Here is a 15588-nt window from a genome sequence, read left to right on the forward strand (position 1 = left end):
GAGACGGGGCGCCGATCGGTGAGGACGGCGCGCCCGTGGTGTACCGCGGGCGGACTACCGCGCGGCAGGGGTGAACCCGGCGAGCGGGTTCTCGTCACAGGACTTCGTGGGGCGCGAGGCCACCGGCGTCAGGTCACCGTCGGGACGACGGGTCATCAGGGTCAGCGGCGTACCACGCGAATGGTCCTTGTTCGCAGTCGGTTTCATGCGGTCTCCGGCGAGGAGTTCTTCGCCGTATCCCTGGACGCACTCCGGGTCGGGTCCGGCCAGCGGCAACCCGGTGAAGAACTTCGCCGCCATGCACCCGCCGCGGCAGGCGTCGAAATGCGCACACTTCGTGCACGCCCCGGCATTCTGCGGCTCGCGCAACTCGGTGAACAGATCCGACCGCTGCCAGATCTCCTGGAAGCCGCCGTCGGAGAGGATGTTGCCGGCGAGGAAGTTCTCGTGGATCGCGAACGGGCACGCGTACACGTCGCCGACCGGATCGATCAGGCAGACCACGCGTCCCGCACCACAGAGGTTGAGTCCCGGCAGGCCTCCGCCGGAGTCCGAACCGAACGCCGACAGGTGGAAGAACGAATCGCCCGTGAGCACCCGATCACCGTGTGCGACAAGCCAGTCGTAGAGTTCGCGCTGCTGTTGCGGCAGCGGGTGCAGGTCGTCCCACACGTCGGCGCCACGGCCGGAGGGACGCAGTCGCGTGATGCGCAGAGTGGCGTTGTAGCGGTCGGCCAGCGCCTTGAACTCGTCGAGCTGGCTGACGTTCTGCCGTGTCATGACGACGCTGATCTTGGCGTCGGCGAAACCGGCCTCGGACAGGTTCTCGAGCGCGCGGACCGCCATGTCGAAGGAACCGGGACCGCGGACCGCGTCGTTGACCTCCGCGGTGGCACCGTCGAGCGAGATCTGGACGTCGACGTAGTCCGACGCCGCGAGTCGCGCGGCCACCTTCTTGTCGATCCGCAGACCGTTGGTCGAGAACTTCACTCCCACCTGATGACTGGTCGCGTAGTCGACGAGTTCCCAGAAGTCGGGACGCACCGTCGGTTCGCCGCCACCGATGTTGACGTAGAAGACCTGCATGCGCTGCAGCTCGTCGATGATCGCCTTGCACTGTTCGGTGGACAGCTCGCGCGGATCCCGCTTGCCCGACGACGACAGGCAGTGCACACACGCGAGATTGCACGCGTAGGTCAGTTCCCAGGTGAGGCAGATGGGCGCATCCAGGCCCTTCTCGAACTGGTCGACGAGCCGACCGACTTTCGGCACCTCGCCGGCTGTCGGCGCGGGTGCGCGAAGCGAATTCGCGAATTCGACTGCGGTGGGCGGCATCTCGATGGTCGTCATCGTTGAGGTCCTTGCGTTCGGGGCTGGCAGTTCAGGGCTGGGGCGCCAGGCCGGGCGGTCGGGGCGGGCACCGGTCGCACCGATGCGGATCGAACGGGGCTGCTGCCGGTCGACATCGTCGTGCGGGGGTCGTCCGAGTGGCCGGGGTCAGGCGGGGCGCGGCACGATCATGCCGCTGTCGGCGAGCGCGGTCAGCGCCTGCAGATACAGGGGACGCTGGGCCGGCGAGATCCCGGCGGCGAGGAGCGCGGCCTCTGCGGAGTCGTGGTCGGCGAGGGATTTCACGATGCCCACGACGGTCAGGTTCTTGAGGAACGACAGCTTGCGAGTGCCGAAGTGGTACAGCAGCGCGCCGAACGGTTCCGGCCGCAGCGCCACCTTCGGATTGAGCTGCCACGGCTCGAGCGTGTCGAAACCCGGGGCGTCGGCTGGGGTGTCGAACCGGACCCCGGCGACCGCGGAACGGTCGCCGGAGATCGGATTCGATGTCGGGGCTGACATCAGTAGACCCCGCACATCCCGTCGATCGAGACCTCTTCGACGAGCGACTCGGCGAGGAGCTCGGTGTCGTTCGAGCCGTGGGCTGTCGCGGCGGACTGATCTGCCATGATCCATACCTCCTGGTTGATCGGGTAGTGATGCGGATCACGACAGACTATAGTGGCACTCGGTGCAGAAATCCAGAGGACGCGCGACAACTGTCCGAACGGCCAGGTGAACGGTTGCCTCGCCCCGCACGACACCGGTCCCATAGGGTGAGGTTCCGATGACGACGACGCCGCACGACGATCCGCCCGCACGCACGCCGCCGGGCCGGCGCCCGATCACCTCACGCGCGCAGATCAGCGCACTGGCGATTCATCTCTTCACCATCCAGGGCTTCGAGGACACGAGCGTCGACGACATCGCCGAGGCGGCCGGCATAGCCCGACGCACGCTGTTCCGCTACTACTCGTCGAAGAACGAGATCCCCTGGGGCGAATTCGACGACCACCTCGACGGACTCCGAGCGCTCCTCGCCGGAACCCCGCCGGAGACGCCCATCGCACAAGCACTCGTCGACGCGCTCGTCTCGTTCAACCGGGTACCCGCCGAGGAACTCGACAATCACCGCCGGCGCATGTCACTCCTGCTCGGCGTGCCTGCACTGCAGGCACATTCGATGATCGTCTACGCCGACTGGCGGCAGGTCATCGCCGAGTTCTGCGCCGCCCGACTGGGCGTGGGAGTCGGCGACCACCTGCCGCAGACCGTCGGCTGGCTGTGCCTGGGCGCCGCACTCGCGGCATATGAGAAGTGGCTCGACGACCCCGACGCCGACCTGGAGGCGCTCATCGAGTCCGGCGCACGGACCATGGCCGACGGCGTTGCCTCCCTGGCATGACTACGCTGGCAACGGTCGCCCAGGTGTCGCCGGAGCCCCTCGTGGGACCCGAGGCAGTTGCGCTAGGCTGAAGTAGAACGTGTTCTAATTTGGGCCGGGGTGCCGGTCCTCGACGGCGGAGACTGCGCACATGTCTGACCTGACCCCTCACGGTTCACGCAGCGTGATCCTCACGGTGTCCGAGGTGATCGACGAGACGGCCGAGGCCAAGTCCATCGCCTTCGAGGTGCCAGAGGCCTCCGCTAAGGCGTTCACCGACTACAAACCGGGGCAGTTCCTGACGCTCCGGATTCCGAGCGAGCAGACCGGATCGGTCGCGCGCTGCTTCTCGCTCGCATCGTCGCCGTTCACCGACCCGCAGCCGAAGGTGACCGTGAAGCGCACGGCCGACGGGTACGGATCGAATTGGGTGTGCGACCACCTCTCCCCCGGCACCCAGGTCGAGGTGCTGCCACCGTCCGGGGTGTTCACCCCCAGGTCCTACGACGATCCGCTCCTGCTCATCGCTGCCGGCAGCGGTGTGACACCGGTGATGTCGATCCTCAAGGCCGCCCTCGCGAAGGGTGATGCGCCGATCGTCTTCTTCTATGCCAATCGCGATGTCGCCGACGTCATCTTCGCCGCCGAGCTCCGCGAACTCCTCACCGCCCACCCCGGCCGGCTCACCGTCATCCACTGGCTCGAGTCACTGCAGGGCCTGCCGAGTGCCACCGCGCTGTCGACGGCCTTCGCCCCGTACGCGGCCTCGCACGTCGCCTACATGTGCGGGCCGGGGCCCTTCATGGATGCCGTGCACAAGGGCCTCGCCGACGCTGATTTCCCGCATCACAACGTGCACACCGAGGTCTACAACTCGCTGTCCGGCGATCCGTTCGCCGACGTCGAACTCGACGAGGTCAGCGACGAGGAGCAGGCGGCGGCCGCCACCGTCGAGGTGGAACTCGACGGTGAGACCCACACCCTGACCTGGCCGCGGTCACGCACTCTCATCGACATCATGCTGGCCGCCGGACTCGATGCGCCGTATTCCTGCCAGGAGGGCGAATGCGGTTCGTGTGCTTGCACTCTCACCGAGGGCAGCGTCGACATGGACAACGCGGGCGCGCTCGACCCCGAGGACATCGAGGACGGCTACATCCTGGGCTGCCAGGCGCATCCCACATCGGACACGCTGAAGATCGAATTCTGACAGAGTGGGTTGAGTTCGTGCAGTCGCAGGTCTACCGAAGGAGTACGACGACGTGAACACCCTCCGTGGTTCCCGGCTCGACCCCGTCCAGCTCGCACGTGGCCTCGCCGCCATGCTCATCAGCATCGGCGTGCTGCACTTCGTCGCGCCCAAGCCGTTCGACGAGATCATCCCCGAGGAGATCCCGGGCGACCCCCGGACACTGACCTACGCCTCCGGTGTCGCCGAGATCGGGCTGGGCGCAGCGCTTCTCGCGCCGAAGACCCGGCGTGCCGCGGGCGCGGCGTCGGTGCTGCTGTTCCTGGCCGTGTACCCCGCGAACATCAACATGGTCCGCCTCTGGTGGGACAAGCCGCTGCCCTACAAGATCGTGGCCCTCGCCCGGTTGCCCTTCCAGCTGCCGATGATCTGGGCTGCCGCGAAGGTCGCGCGCGAGGGCTGACCCTTCGAGGCTCGTCGACCTCGACGCGCTCCTTCGCACCTCAATATCTGCGGTCTGGCGGCCGTCGTGGACTACGAAAGAACACTCGTGAGCGTCCGAATTTCTTGCTCCCTGAGGTGCGAGCGAAGCGAGCCACGAAGGGCCGCGCAAGGCATCTCACCAGGCCCTAATGGGGGTGGATCGGCTTCCTCTTGGAGGGGATGCTGGTCGTGTGAGCCTCCCCGGTCGGTGACCACTGCCAGGCCCTGAAACGGTGGTCGGATTTCTACACGAAGACCGTGGCCCGGCCGGGCGAGGATCACCCGCTAGAACGCTTCTGGGATGTCGTGCCCCCGAAACATGTGGGTGAGCACTGATCCATTAGGCCGCGTCCAGGGTGACTCCCGCAGGTTCACATCGAGATCGTCGAGACGACTGAAGACGAGGTGAACGAGTGTCATGATCTTTATGGGCAACGACTGGGCGTCAGATCATCACGACGTGTGCGTGATGGATGAGCACGGCACCATCCTGGCCACCCGCCGCCTACCCGAAACCGCTGCCGGTGTCACCACAATGCATGAACTGATCGCCCGGTATGCCCAGGATCCCACCGAGGTGGCGGTGGGTATCGAAACCGATCACGGCATGTGGGTCACCGCCCTGGTCGGTGCGGGTTATCTGGTGTTCGCGATCAACCCGTTGTCGGTGTCGCGCTACCGTGACCGCCACCATGTCGGGGGCACCAAATCCGATAAGGCCGATGCCAAAACCCTCGCTGATCTGGTGCGTACCGACCGGCACAACCATCGGCTCGTCGCCGCCGATACTGTCGCTGCCGAGGCGATCACGGTGATGGCCCGCACCCATCAGAACCTGGTGTGGGCGCGCTCGGCACAACAGAATGTGTTGCGCTCCCAACTCGGCGCCTACTATCCGGCCGCGGTCGATGCCTTCGGCGGCGACCTCGCCCACACCGACTGCCTGAGCGTGTTACGACGCGCTCCAACCCCACGACAAGGGGCGGCACTGACGGTCGCGGCAATCCGATCAGCCCTGAAAAAGGGTGGCCGGCAACGCAATACCGACCAACGCGCCCGCGACATCCAGCAGGCTCTACGCGGTGGCGGCCACCTGAGCGCACCGGAGACACTGACCGCAGCCTATGCGGCGACAGTCACCGCGACCGTGGAAATGCTGGCCGCTCTCAACACCCAGATCACTCAACTCGAAACCACTATGGCTCAGTCTTTTAAAGCGCATCCGGACGCCGCGATCTACCTGTCCATGCCCGGAGTCGGTGACATCACCGGCGCCCGGATGCTCGGCGAGTTCGGGGATGACCCCGAACGCTATGCCACCGCCAAGTCTCGCAGAAACTACGCCGGTACCTCACCACGGACCATCGCCTCGGGCAAAGGACACGTCGTGTTGGCCCGCCACATCCGCAACACCCGACTCAACGACGCCGCCCTACGGATGGCGCAAAGCGCCCTGACCGGCAGTCCCGGCGCCCGCGCCTACTACGACAGCCTAAGAGACCAGAAGAAGTCCCACAGCCAAGCATCGCGTGCGGTCGCCAACCGACTCATCGGCATCCTCCACGGCTGCCTCAAACACCGCACCCCCTACAACGAACACACCGCCTGGAACCACCGCACCAACCTCGCCGCTTGACACCTAGCACCCCTGGGATGTCTTCGTGGCTCGTCGACCTCGACGCGCTCCTTCGTCGCTTGCTCGGCCCGGCGGCTTGCGCTCCTCGCACCTCAGGGACCAGTGGGTATGTGACTCTTTCGGATTAGGGAGCGGAGGGCGAGGCATCGCACCTCAGGGAGCAGAAGGCTTTGCGGCGCCAACGGATTCGAGCACGGAGCCGGTCAACGGAGGCCGCGATAGTGCGTGCGTTCTTCCGGAGTCCGGTGCTCGAGCGCGTACGTCAGAGCGGTACGGCCCATCCGTGCCGCATTGTCGTCCAGGTAGCCGAGCAGCACGGTCTCGTCGACCCGCTTGCCGACCTCGCGCAGCATCCAGCCGAATGCCTTCTGGATCAGATCGCGACGGTCGTCGCGGACGAACGGTGCCACGGCGAGCAGTGCCGTCGCATCCCCGTGCTTGATGAACGCGAAGGTCGCGATGATCCCGACACGTCGTCGCCAGAGGTCGGGGTCCCGCGCATGCTGCACGACGAGGTCGAGTTCTCCGGTGCGGCGGCAGTATTCGCCGAGGACCGAATCGGCGGAGGAGTCGACGAGATCCCAGTTGTCGACCCGGCCCCGACACACGGCGTCGAGATAGAGGTCGACCCAGCCCCGCCCGTCGCCACCGCGACGCAGCTCGCTGTCGAACTCCTGGCGGAGGAGGAACAGCGCGATCAGCCGGTGCTCGTGGACCGGTGAGTCGAGCAGCTCGACGACCTGATCCGGCGCGATACCGCGGAACGCCTTCGCGATCTTGCGTTGCACGGGTACCCGGATTCCGAGGAATTCGTCGCCTTCCCCGTATCCACCCGGTCGGGCTTGGAAGAACGCGGCCTGTCCGCGCGCGAGCTCTGGATCCGCCACCTCGGCCGCCGCGTCGCGTACCTGCGCGGCGGTGGGCGCGTGCGACATGAGAGGCCTAGAGCAGATCCGCCACGGGCGTCGGGGTCTGGAGTTTCGGCCGGGTCTTCATCACCGCGCCCACCTTGCCCGCGCCCACCACCCCGGTGAGGACACCGTCCCGGCTGTAGTACGCGACGAACTTCTTGCCGTCGTCGTCGACGACGTGGACGTCGTCATCGGCGCGCGGTGCGCCGAGCACCTGGATCTTGACGTCGAACTGGTCGCTCCAGAAGTACGCGACCGACGCGGTGACCGCGTCGCCCCCGGTGATCTGATGGGCGATGACCGACGCCTGCTCGACCGTGTGATTCCAGTGTTCGACGCGGTGTGGAGTGCCGTCCTCGTCGAGCCAGTTGGCGACGTCGCCGAGTGCGTAGATGTTCTCGGCACTGGTGTGTCCGGTTGCGTCGCAGGCGATGCCACCCCCGACGTCGCGCGGGGCGAGCTCGATGCCGGAGCCGTCGAGGTATCCCGTCACCGGCGTCGAACCGATGCCGACGACCACGATGTCGGCGGGCAGCGTGGTGCCGTCGGTGAGTTCGACGGCATGCACCCGGCCGTCGGAGACGACGATGTTCCCGACTCCGACGCCGGTCCGGAGATCGACGCCGTTCGCGACGTGCAGCCGCGACACCAGCGCGCCGATCTGTTCGCCCAGCGCCACGGCGAGCGGCGTCGGAGCCGGTTCGACGAGGCTCACGGCCACACCGCGCGCGGTGAGCCCGGCGGCCACCTCACATCCGATGAAACCGGCACCGATGACGACTGCGGTGCTCGCGGAATCGATCTCGTCGCGCAGCGCGACCGCGTCGTCGTAGGTGCGGAGCACGTGCACGCCCCGGACTTTCTCGGTGAGACCGGGAAACGGCCGCGGATCGAGGCCGGTGGCCAGCACCAGGGTGTCGTAGGCGACGGTGGCGCCCGAGGCCAGCGTGAGCGTCTGATCTGCCGGTGACACCGCGGTCACCGCCTCACCCAGCCGCAGCGTGATACCGGCTTCGTCATAGAACTCCGCGGGCTTGAGGTCGACGCGGTCGTCCTTGCCCAGCAGCACCGACTTCGACAGCGGCGGACGATCGTACGGCGGGTGGGCTTCGGCCCCCACGAGCGTGATCGGGTCCGTGAAACCGTTGTTCCGCAGGTTCTCCGCGACCCGGATTCCGCCCAGCCCGGCACCGACGACGACCACGCCCGCGCTCGATCCACTCATCTCTCGTCCCCTTTGTCGTCTCTCCCGGTCGACAGCCGTCTGCGCCCGGCGGTCGCGCGGACCGCCCGGGGACAACTCGTGTCTCAACGGGTCACATCGCCGACCGGTTGCAGGTCGGACAGCAGCCAATTCCCGTCGACCTTACGCATAAGTGCCCATCGCGCGGTAGGGGTCCGCGCCGGTTTCGCATCGGCGGGCAGCCTAAAGCCTGTAGATTGACCGGGCGCGGTCGCGATGATCTCGTTCACGAACACGAGCACCCGCGCCCGGTCGGGACCGCTCTCGTGCAGGCCGGCACCGACGACCTCACCCGCCACCGAGACCGCCGACGTACGGACACCCGGCACCACGACATCGGCTCCGCGGTTGCGGTACTCCAGGCGGAGCGGGTCGGTGAGCAACGCATCGGTCGCTCGACGCCGGTCTGCGGGGTCATCCGGCGAATAGGTGAGAACCGCACCGACCGCCGCCGCCGCGGCCGTCAGGATCTCGGCGCGTTGCTCCTCGGTCGGATCGGAGCCGGGACGCAGCGCGCCCGCGCCGGCGATCACCGCGACCGCGAGCAGCAGCACCGACGCGGCGGCCAGAAGCCGTATCCGGGTGCGCTCGCGTCTGGTCGGGAGTGGCGGTAGCAACGCGCGGTCTCCGGTGGCGGTCACGGACGCCTCGCCTGGGCGATCTTCCAGCCGTCTTCGGTGAGGGTCATCGTGACCAGCGCCGTGACCCGCTCGCCGGTGGTGTCGACCCCGGACCCGTCCCCCGACTCACCCAGGAGGGCCGGATTCGTCGCGTCGGCGACCACCAGCACGTCGACGTCGGCACCGATCTCGTCGGATGTCGGGTCCGTGACGAGTCCCGCCGACACCACCTGTCCGACACTCGAATCCGTCTGCCCGCCCACCTCCGCTACCAGGGCGTCGCGGGCTGCCTCGATCCGCTCCCGCTGGGCTCCGGTGCTCACCTCGGCGACAGCGGTCACGTAACCCTCGGGATCGGCCGGGTCGGCGGTGAGCATGACGGTGACGGCGCCGCGTGCGGACGCGAGCACGTCGTTCGTCAGCTCCGTCACCTCGTGCTGCCCGCGGATCTGCCAGCTCAGCACGCCGGCCACCGCGACCAGGACCAGCACGGCGAGTGCCGCTGCGACGAGGGTCCGGCGCAGCAGGCGTGTCCGACGTATCGCACGCGACCGAAGGGCCGGGGCGGCGGCGATCCGGGCGGTGCGCGCCCGGCGCACCGCCGTGTCGACCCGCTCACGGGCGAGTTCGACTCTGGTGGCGCCGGTCTCGTTCATCGCCGCCACCCCCGGCGGCCGTGGAGCGCGGTCATCCGATCACATCCGCGGCGGAGAGACGCCACGCGTCGCCCGAGCGCACGAACCGGGCGAGGACCGAACGGCGCACCGTCGTCGCCGGCCGGTCGGCGGGGCGAACGGTCACCGCGACGCGTAACAACGCTTCCCCCTCCTGCGCGTCGGCCCCGACGATGCTGACGATCTCGGGTCGCCAGGTGACCGACGACGTCCCCTCGGGCGGCGGTCGATCGAGCTGGGCACCGTAGCTGTCCGTGAAGTCCTCGGCGACCAGGGCTCGCGCCCGGGCCCGGTCCTGTTGCCACCTTTCCGCGTCGACGGAGAAGACCTCCGAGACGATCGCACCGGCCTGCGTCCGCAGCTCGTCCCGGCTCTCCGCGACATCGGCGCCCGCTCGCTGCGAATCCCACAGCGCGAGCACGACGACGAGCGTCGTCACCAGAACGACCGTCGCGATCACGATGCGGACAGCTGCGACGCGCGCGGAGACGGTCCGCGCCGTCGCCCGTCCCGGGTGTCCTCCGGCCGCTCCGGATGTCGTCGTCGATCTCATGGGAGGTACTGCACCGCCCCGAGTTTGAGGCTGCCGTCGTCCGGTGTGACAAGGACCCGCAACCGGAATCTGCGTGTCTGGTCGTCGGTCTCATCCGGTGGGCCGGGGCGCGCGAACACAACGGTGGCGGCGATGAGGACCGTGGCGGAGTCCCCGTCCCGGGCCGATATCCCGGTGCCGTCGACCGAGGACTCCGCGACAGTGCCGTTGGCACGGACGAATTCGGTGTAGCTGTCCGCGGACTGGGCGAACTCGTCATAGAAGGCCCCTGTGGCACCGGCGAGGATCCGCTGGGCTCGCCGGTCATCGCGGCTGTCCGGCGCGATGAGCACTTCGACCCGTTCGGCTGCGGCCGACTGGAGTTCGGCGTCGGAGTAGCGCGCATGGTCTCGCGTCCACGCGGTCACCGCGACCGCGGCCAGCGCGAGGGCCACGACGAGTACGAGGACCGCGACGACCCACCGCCGCCGGGGAAGGCGACGCCGGAGTCCGGCGTCCACCTCGATCCTGTGCAATTCGTCCAGTGCCTCGCGCAGCTCGCGTCTGGCCGCCCGCTCGGCAGCGATGTCGCGCGCCCCGGACGAGGCCGCCGGCCGACCTCTCGTGTCCGCCACCTTCACGACGACAGGGGCGTGCTCTCCTGGGGCTGCGTCAGGCTCGCGCCCACCGCCCTGGTGTCGACCTTCTCGCCGCGGATCCGGCTGGAGTATGCGGCGCGGGCCTGTTGGTCGGGGCTCAGGAAGATCGAGTCGAGCTTGGTCAGCTTGCGCGAGAGACGCTTCATCGCCTGCGGGAACAGCGGACTCGACTCGGCCCATCGCATCGACCGCGGCGCGTAGACCCGGGTGACCGGCCGCGCGATCGTCTGCACGACGATCGAGGCCACCTCGCCGGGCTCGACGGTCTGGATGAACTTGTTGGTCTGCAGGCCCGAGATCAGGGCGGTACGGGTGAATGTCGGGAGTACCGCGCTGACCGTGACGCCCTGCGGTTCGAGTTCGGCGCCGAGCGCCTCGGAGAACTCGATGACGGCCGCCTTGGCGCCGTTGTAGATCGTGAGACCGGGGGTCGGGATGCGTCCGGCCGTCGATGCGATGTTCACGATGTGACCGGTGCGGCGCGGCGCCATCCGGCGGGCCGCCTCCTGGCAGCCGATGATCACGCCGAGCACGTCGATCTCGTAGGTGCGGCGGATGATCGTGTCGTCGTAGGACAGGAACGGGCCGACCGGCATGATCCCCGCGTTGTTCACGAGCACGTCGATCGGTCCCAGCCGCGCCTCGACCTCGGTCAGGAAGGCGTCGAAGGACTCGCGCTTGGTCACGTCGACCTCGATACCCTCGATGCCGAGGTCGGCGGCGGCCTTGCCCACGGCTTCCGAATCCACATCGCCGATGGCCACCTTGGCGCCCGCGTCGAACAGCTGGGTCGCGGTCTCGAATCCGATGCCGCGTGCGCCACCGGTGACGACCACGACCTTGTCCCGTAACGCGGCGCGGATGGCGTCGTGATCGGGTGTTCGGGACAGCCTGTCGCGCAGACTCATTGGATCTCCTTCGGTGGGTGCGGACTTCGAACAGCGGGCGCGGGGTGCGACGGACCGGGCCCGTTCATCCCCGGCCGGGGTTCACCAGATCATCGGCGCCAGGAACTTCGACGCAAAGTCCCGAACGCGCTGCGGCTCGTTACGGGCGGGGTCCGAGGGCGGCGTCTCCAGGAGCGAGATCACCAGCCGCACATGGATCTCCACTGCTTCCAGCAGATCTTCGACGGGCATCTGCGCGCCCTCGTCGCGGAGTGTGGCGGCAACCCGGTCGGTGACCATGTCGATGAACAGCGACGTCATCTTCGCGGTGACGCTCTTGATCTCGGAGTCGGTGAGGACGATGCGGCTGAGCAACGGGTCGGAGTTGACCCACTCGGCGCCGACGGCGAATGCCTCCACCAGCGCGGCCTTCGGGCCGAGGCCCTTCACCGAGGCCTCGAGCTTCTGCATGCCGGTCTCGTAGGCGTCGTTCGCCACCGCGTAGAGCAGCGCGTCCTTGTTGGGGAAGCGACGGTACAACGTACTGCGGCTCACCCCCGCGCGTGCGGCGACCTCGTCGATGTTGGCGCGTCGGACGCCGACCTCGGCGAACTCGGCCCCGGCAGCGGCGAGGATCGCCGCTTCCTGGTCGGCCGGGCTGGCGGTGTTGCGAACCTTCCGTGTCGACGTCCTGGCCCTGCTGTCGGTCTTCGTTCCGGTGTCTGCCACGGTCATCGCCGCCACACCGTGACAGGGAGCTCGTCCTCCGCGGGTACCGGCCACTGGTTGCCGCCCAGCCTGCGCTGCGTGATCGTCGTGATCTCCATCTGGTCAAAATACAACCCGGGGCTTGCGTGCACGCGGTCGCCGAGAGCGCCGCCCGCAGCCATCGCCACGACTCGGTCCGAACAGGAGGTACCGGGTAGACCCATCCCCGCCGGCGCAGCCGCCAGATCCGAAGCCATGCTCATCCCTCTCCCGCTCGAGCTGTCCGTGAAGCGTCGGCCACGGTGTGACCCACATCGCATCCTAGACCATGATGAGACAGATCGGAAAAAGCGTTCCTATCGAGCGGTGTGGGCGTCGACGTTCCAGCGCGCCGCGAGCAGCCGATGGCACCGCCGCACACGCTCCCGCCACCAGTGCTGCCGATCCGGCCCGACGGCGAGCTCGGCCGTCTCCACCGAGGCGCCGGGGCCGAACCATCGAACTCCGACCGTGCCGTCGACCATCTGGAACGACGCCGCGACATCCGCGGTGAGCAGCGATCCGGTTCCCAGTCCGCACGCGAGTTCCAGGCGCGGCAGGGCAGCAGCGGCGGCGACGCCCGCGGCCATCCCGACCGCGCTGTCGAGGGCACTCGAGACCACGATCTCGAGCCCGAGGTCGTCGGCGAGGTCGAGGGTCGCCCGCATCCCGCCGAGCGGAGCCACCTTGACCACGGCGACGTCCGCGGCGTCGGCGGCCACCACTCGATACGGATCCTCGGCTTTTCTGATCGATTCGTCGGCGGCGATCGGCACCGACACCGCTCGACGCACCGCAGCCAATTCCTCGACTGTGCGACAAGGCTGTTCGGCGTACTCGACGTCTCCGATGGCACGCAACGCGGCGACGGCCTCGTCGACGGTCCAGCCCCCGTTCGCATCGACGCGGACCCGGTCGATGACCGCTCGCGTCGCCGCAACCCGCGCGACGTCGTCCTCGAGCGTCTGACCGGGTTCGGCGACCTTGACCTTCGCGGTACCCGCGCCGGGGTAACGCTCCAGCAGCGCCGCGACGTCGTCGGCGGGGATCGCGGGCACGGTCGCATTGACCGGGACGGTCTCGCGAACGGCGGCGGGGGGCCCGACCCAGGCGGCCTCGAGGCCGGCCCGCAACCACGACGACGCCTCTTTGTCGTCGTATTCGACGAACGGCCCGAACTCACCCCATCCCGCCGGCCCGGCGAAGATCATCGTCTCCCGGGCGGTCAGTCCGCGGAACCTCGTGCGCATCGGCAGCCGTACCGCGACCGCGGAGGCGAGGACGTCCTCGACGTCGGGAAGCGCCCACTCCTGCCGTCCCGTCTCCCGTTGTCGGCCGCGCGTCATCGGACCTCCCTCTCCGTATGCGGATCACCCGCGTCGTTGAAACAACCTTCCAAGTTTGTTCCAAGTGCGATATTCTCGCCGCCATGTCAGTCAACCAGGGATTCGACGCCGGCATCCGCGAGGCGGAACCGATGATCGTCGACGACACTCCGGACACCGCGGGCGAGATCGCCTCGCCGCGCCTCGGTGCCGACTCGCTCGTGTGGAAGTTCTACGGCGACAACCGAGGCCTGCTCGGCTTCCAGCGTCTGGCCGGCACGGAGAACTGCATCGAGCAGCTCGGCCAGGCCGTGCTCGACCATTCGGTCATCTTCAGCGACTTCCTCGGTCGGGCCAAGCGCACCGGGCCGCCGGTCATGCGGACCGTCTACAGCACCGAGCCGGAGAAGTGGGGACGCACGGTGCGCGACTTCCACAAGGACATCAAGGGCACCATCAGCGATGGATCGCGCTACCACGCACTCAATCCGGAACTGTTCTACTGGGCGCACGCGACCTTCGTCGACCAGGTCCTCTTCATCACCGACACCTTCATCCGGCGCCTGTCCTACGCCGAGAAGGTCCAGATCTTCGAGGAGAGCAAGACCTGGTACCAGCTCTACGGGGTCAGCGACCGCGGGCGGCCGCAGACCTACGAGGAGTTCGTCCAGTACTGGGACGACATGCTCGACCGCTTCGTGCCGCACAAGACGATCGTCTACGCCACCGGTTACATCCGGCAGGGGCTCCCCCGGCCCAAGAAGATTCCCGCACCCGTGTGGAAGATCGTGTCGCTTCCGTTGAACGCCTTCATCCGAACGGTCGTCGTCGGGACGCTGCCCCCACAGATGCGCGCGGTCTGCGATCTGGAGTGGAACGACAGACGCGAGAAGAACTTCCAGCGTTTCGCCGCCCTCATGCGGGCCGCCAATCCACTGATCAACAAATTGCCGCTCAAGTACCTCTACGTCCCGTGGGCCTACGACGCCTGGCGCAAGGTCGGGATCGACCCGAGGCCGCTGCACAACAAGCCCGCGCGATAACCCTTCGAGACGACCCTCCGCAAGCTCCGGGCCTCCCCAGGGAGCAGGGCGCCTCCGGCACCCCGGGACCACACCGCGAGCAGGGGGCCTCACCTCTCCCGCTCCCTGAGAAGCGAGCGTGCGAGCGTCTCGAAGGGTCAGTGCCCGAGAAATCCGTCGACATGTGCGACGAACTCCGCGGCGCGGTCACGGTGGACGCTGTGACCCGCCTCGATGGTGACGAACCGCGAGTCCGGCAGGGCCTCGCTGAGGGTCTGCAGGTGGCGCGGGGGCAGGAAACTCTTCTCGCCACCGGAGATGACCAGGGCGGCGGCCTGCACATCCGGCAGTTCCGACCACCAGTGCGGTGCACAGACATCGAATTCGGCGACGATCTGGTCGCCCATCCGTCCATCGAATCGGATGACCGGAAAGGGATTGCGCGCCAACGCGATCAGTCCACGAACCTGCTCACCCAGCGTGGCGCGCATCGCGATGCCCTCGGACAGGTCGGCCTCGTCACGGGGCATCGGCGGCACCTCCTCGAGTACCAGGCGCCGGATCCGGGACGGCTCGAGCATGGCGAAACGTAGCGCGGTGTGGGCCCCGAGAGAGTGGCCGACCACGTCGGCGACCGCGATGCCGAGGGTGTCGAGGACGTAGGCCAGATCGTCGCGGAAGTCGTCGAGCCGATAGACATCTCGGGCCCGCCCGCTGCGTCCGTGTCCGCGGAGGTCGACGCTGATCACCGCGCGCCCGCGGGCGCGGAGAGCCGCCGCGAGGCGACGCCAGGTCGAATGATCCGACGCCATGCCGTGCACGAGGACGACGGGCACGCCACGGTCGGCTTCGCCCGCGACCCGGACCGCCAGGTCGGGGGCGCCGCTTCGACGCAGAACACGCATGACCGTCAGCTTACGAGCGTCGGCGGTGCGGTCGCCGTCACA

At 68.1% G+C, this 15588-nt stretch carries 19 protein-coding genes; 5 read left to right on the plus strand and 14 right to left on the minus strand.

What is annotated here, in order from left to right:
- Positions 1–54: 54 nt before the first annotated feature.
- The 3 genes from mftC to mftA form a co-directional block, all read right to left on the minus strand.
- Complete coding sequence (mftC, locus tag AC3B5T_RS01165) at positions 55–1350, minus strand: mycofactocin radical SAM maturase (RefSeq protein WP_010842289.1); 1296 nt, start codon at positions 1348–1350, stop codon at positions 55–57.
- Positions 1351–1497: 147 nt separating this feature from the next.
- Entirely contained in the window at positions 1498–1851 is a 354-nt protein-coding gene (gene mftB, locus AC3B5T_RS01170; RefSeq protein ID WP_010842290.1) for a mycofactocin biosynthesis chaperone MftB, read from the minus strand.
- Positions 1851–1958, minus strand: coding sequence for a mycofactocin precursor MftA (gene mftA / locus AC3B5T_RS01175; RefSeq protein ID WP_010842291.1), 108 nt, complete (start codon positions 1956–1958; stop codon positions 1851–1853). The genes mftB and mftA overlap by 1 nt, the downstream gene beginning before the upstream one ends.
- 158 nt (positions 1959–2116) lie before the next feature.
- Between mftA and mftR the strand changes: the two genes are divergently transcribed.
- From mftR to AC3B5T_RS01195, 4 genes are all read left to right on the plus strand, one after another.
- Positions 2117–2734, plus strand: coding sequence for a mycofactocin system transcriptional regulator MftR (mftR, locus tag AC3B5T_RS01180; protein WP_014927873.1), 618 nt, complete (start codon positions 2117–2119; stop codon positions 2732–2734).
- 130 nt (positions 2735–2864) lie between these two features.
- A complete protein-coding gene (locus tag AC3B5T_RS01185; protein WP_055475146.1) occupies positions 2865–3923 on the plus strand; it encodes a ferredoxin--NADP reductase in 1059 nt (352 codons plus the stop codon).
- Positions 3924–4035: 112 nt separating this feature from the next.
- Entirely contained in the window at positions 4036–4365 is a 330-nt protein-coding gene (locus AC3B5T_RS01190; protein WP_425307023.1) for a DoxX family protein, read from the plus strand.
- Between the two features lie 438 nt (positions 4366–4803).
- The gene (locus AC3B5T_RS01195) at positions 4804–6021 is read left to right on the plus strand and encodes an IS110 family RNA-guided transposase (RefSeq protein ID WP_035718379.1); all 1218 of its coding nucleotides are present in this window, start codon (positions 4804–4806) and stop codon (positions 6019–6021) included.
- 203 nt (positions 6022–6224) lie between these two features.
- On the opposite strand, the gene AC3B5T_RS01200 is transcribed toward AC3B5T_RS01195, so the two are convergent.
- The 10 genes from AC3B5T_RS01200 to AC3B5T_RS01245 form a co-directional block, all read right to left on the minus strand.
- Entirely contained in the window at positions 6225–6956 is a 732-nt protein-coding gene (locus AC3B5T_RS01200; RefSeq protein ID WP_010840491.1) for a DNA alkylation repair protein, read from the minus strand.
- Between the two features lie 7 nt (positions 6957–6963).
- Complete coding sequence (locus AC3B5T_RS01205) at positions 6964–8157, minus strand: NAD(P)/FAD-dependent oxidoreductase (RefSeq protein ID WP_488358117.1); 1194 nt, start codon at positions 8155–8157, stop codon at positions 6964–6966.
- A gap of 83 nt (positions 8158–8240) precedes the next feature.
- Entirely contained in the window at positions 8241–8816 is a 576-nt protein-coding gene (locus tag AC3B5T_RS01210; protein ID WP_488358118.1) for a hypothetical protein, read from the minus strand.
- Positions 8813–9451, minus strand: a complete 639-nt coding sequence (locus AC3B5T_RS01215; protein ID WP_488358119.1) for a hypothetical protein — start codon at positions 9449–9451, stop codon at positions 8813–8815. Before AC3B5T_RS01215 ends, AC3B5T_RS01210 begins: the two co-directional genes overlap by 4 nt.
- A 31-nt stretch (positions 9452–9482) precedes the next feature.
- The gene (locus AC3B5T_RS01220; protein ID WP_010840495.1) at positions 9483–10022 is read right to left on the minus strand and encodes an SH3 domain-containing protein; all 540 of its coding nucleotides are present in this window, start codon (positions 10020–10022) and stop codon (positions 9483–9485) included.
- A complete protein-coding gene (locus tag AC3B5T_RS01225) occupies positions 10019–10642 on the minus strand; it encodes a hypothetical protein (protein ID WP_010840496.1) in 624 nt (207 codons plus the stop codon). Before AC3B5T_RS01225 ends, AC3B5T_RS01220 begins: the two co-directional genes overlap by 4 nt.
- Positions 10639–11568, minus strand: a complete 930-nt coding sequence (locus AC3B5T_RS01230) for an SDR family oxidoreductase (RefSeq protein ID WP_055475141.1) — start codon at positions 11566–11568, stop codon at positions 10639–10641. The genes AC3B5T_RS01225 and AC3B5T_RS01230 overlap by 4 nt, the downstream gene beginning before the upstream one ends.
- Positions 11569–11649: 81 nt before the next feature.
- Positions 11650–12282, minus strand: coding sequence for a TetR/AcrR family transcriptional regulator (locus AC3B5T_RS01235; RefSeq protein ID WP_035716915.1), 633 nt, complete (start codon positions 12280–12282; stop codon positions 11650–11652).
- Positions 12279–12518, minus strand: a complete 240-nt coding sequence (locus AC3B5T_RS01240) for a hypothetical protein (protein ID WP_035716856.1) — start codon at positions 12516–12518, stop codon at positions 12279–12281. The genes AC3B5T_RS01235 and AC3B5T_RS01240 overlap by 4 nt, the downstream gene beginning before the upstream one ends.
- Positions 12519–12611: 93 nt before the next feature.
- Positions 12612–13640: an o-succinylbenzoate synthase gene (locus AC3B5T_RS01245; RefSeq protein WP_488358120.1), complete on the minus strand. Its 1029-nt coding sequence runs from the start codon at positions 13638–13640 to the stop codon at positions 12612–12614.
- A gap of 83 nt (positions 13641–13723) precedes the next feature.
- Between AC3B5T_RS01245 and AC3B5T_RS01250 the strand changes: the two genes are divergently transcribed.
- A complete protein-coding gene (locus AC3B5T_RS01250) occupies positions 13724–14662 on the plus strand; it encodes an oxygenase MpaB family protein (RefSeq protein ID WP_488358121.1) in 939 nt (312 codons plus the stop codon).
- A 137-nt stretch (positions 14663–14799) separates the two neighbouring features.
- Here the strand turns inward: AC3B5T_RS01250 and AC3B5T_RS01255 are convergent, their stop codons facing one another.
- Positions 14800–15546 carry an alpha/beta fold hydrolase gene (locus tag AC3B5T_RS01255; protein ID WP_014927884.1) on the minus strand — a complete coding sequence of 249 codons (747 nt, stop codon included), beginning with the start codon at positions 15544–15546 and terminating at the stop codon, positions 14800–14802.
- Positions 15547–15588: the final 42 nt, after the last annotated feature.

The sequence above is a fragment of the Gordonia sp. G4 genome, from assembly GCF_057770005.1.

Excerpts from the sequence above, each read along its gene's own strand:
- mftC (WP_010842289.1), bottom strand. The coding sequence starts at position 1,350 with ATGACGACCATCGAGATGCCGCCCACCGCAGTCGAATTCGCGAATTCG.
- mftB (WP_010842290.1), bottom strand. The coding sequence starts at position 1,851 with ATGTCAGCCCCGACATCGAATCCGATCTCCGGCGACCGTTCCGCGGTC.
- mftA (WP_010842291.1), bottom strand. The coding sequence starts at position 1,958 with ATGGCAGATCAGTCCGCCGCGACAGCCCACGGCTCGAACGACACCGAG.
- mftR (WP_014927873.1), top strand. The coding sequence starts at position 2,117 with ATGACGACGACGCCGCACGACGATCCGCCCGCACGCACGCCGCCGGGC.
- AC3B5T_RS01185 (WP_055475146.1), top strand. The coding sequence starts at position 2,865 with ATGTCTGACCTGACCCCTCACGGTTCACGCAGCGTGATCCTCACGGTG.
- AC3B5T_RS01190 (WP_425307023.1), top strand. The coding sequence starts at position 4,036 with ATGCTCATCAGCATCGGCGTGCTGCACTTCGTCGCGCCCAAGCCGTTC.
- AC3B5T_RS01195 (WP_035718379.1), top strand. The coding sequence starts at position 4,804 with ATGATCTTTATGGGCAACGACTGGGCGTCAGATCATCACGACGTGTGC.
- AC3B5T_RS01200 (WP_010840491.1), bottom strand. The coding sequence starts at position 6,956 with ATGTCGCACGCGCCCACCGCCGCGCAGGTACGCGACGCGGCGGCCGAG.
- AC3B5T_RS01205 (WP_488358117.1), bottom strand. The coding sequence starts at position 8,157 with ATGAGTGGATCGAGCGCGGGCGTGGTCGTCGTCGGTGCCGGGCTGGGC.
- AC3B5T_RS01215 (WP_488358119.1), bottom strand. The coding sequence starts at position 9,451 with ATGAACGAGACCGGCGCCACCAGAGTCGAACTCGCCCGTGAGCGGGTC.
- AC3B5T_RS01220 (WP_010840495.1), bottom strand. The coding sequence starts at position 10,022 with ATGAGATCGACGACGACATCCGGAGCGGCCGGAGGACACCCGGGACGG.
- AC3B5T_RS01230 (WP_055475141.1), bottom strand. The coding sequence starts at position 11,568 with ATGAGTCTGCGCGACAGGCTGTCCCGAACACCCGATCACGACGCCATC.
- AC3B5T_RS01235 (WP_035716915.1), bottom strand. The coding sequence starts at position 12,282 with ATGACCGTGGCAGACACCGGAACGAAGACCGACAGCAGGGCCAGGACG.
- AC3B5T_RS01240 (WP_035716856.1), bottom strand. The coding sequence starts at position 12,518 with ATGAGCATGGCTTCGGATCTGGCGGCTGCGCCGGCGGGGATGGGTCTA.
- AC3B5T_RS01245 (WP_488358120.1), bottom strand. The coding sequence starts at position 13,640 with ATGACGCGCGGCCGACAACGGGAGACGGGACGGCAGGAGTGGGCGCTT.
- AC3B5T_RS01250 (WP_488358121.1), top strand. The coding sequence starts at position 13,724 with ATGTCAGTCAACCAGGGATTCGACGCCGGCATCCGCGAGGCGGAACCG.
- AC3B5T_RS01255 (WP_014927884.1), bottom strand. The coding sequence starts at position 15,546 with ATGCGTGTTCTGCGTCGAAGCGGCGCCCCCGACCTGGCGGTCCGGGTC.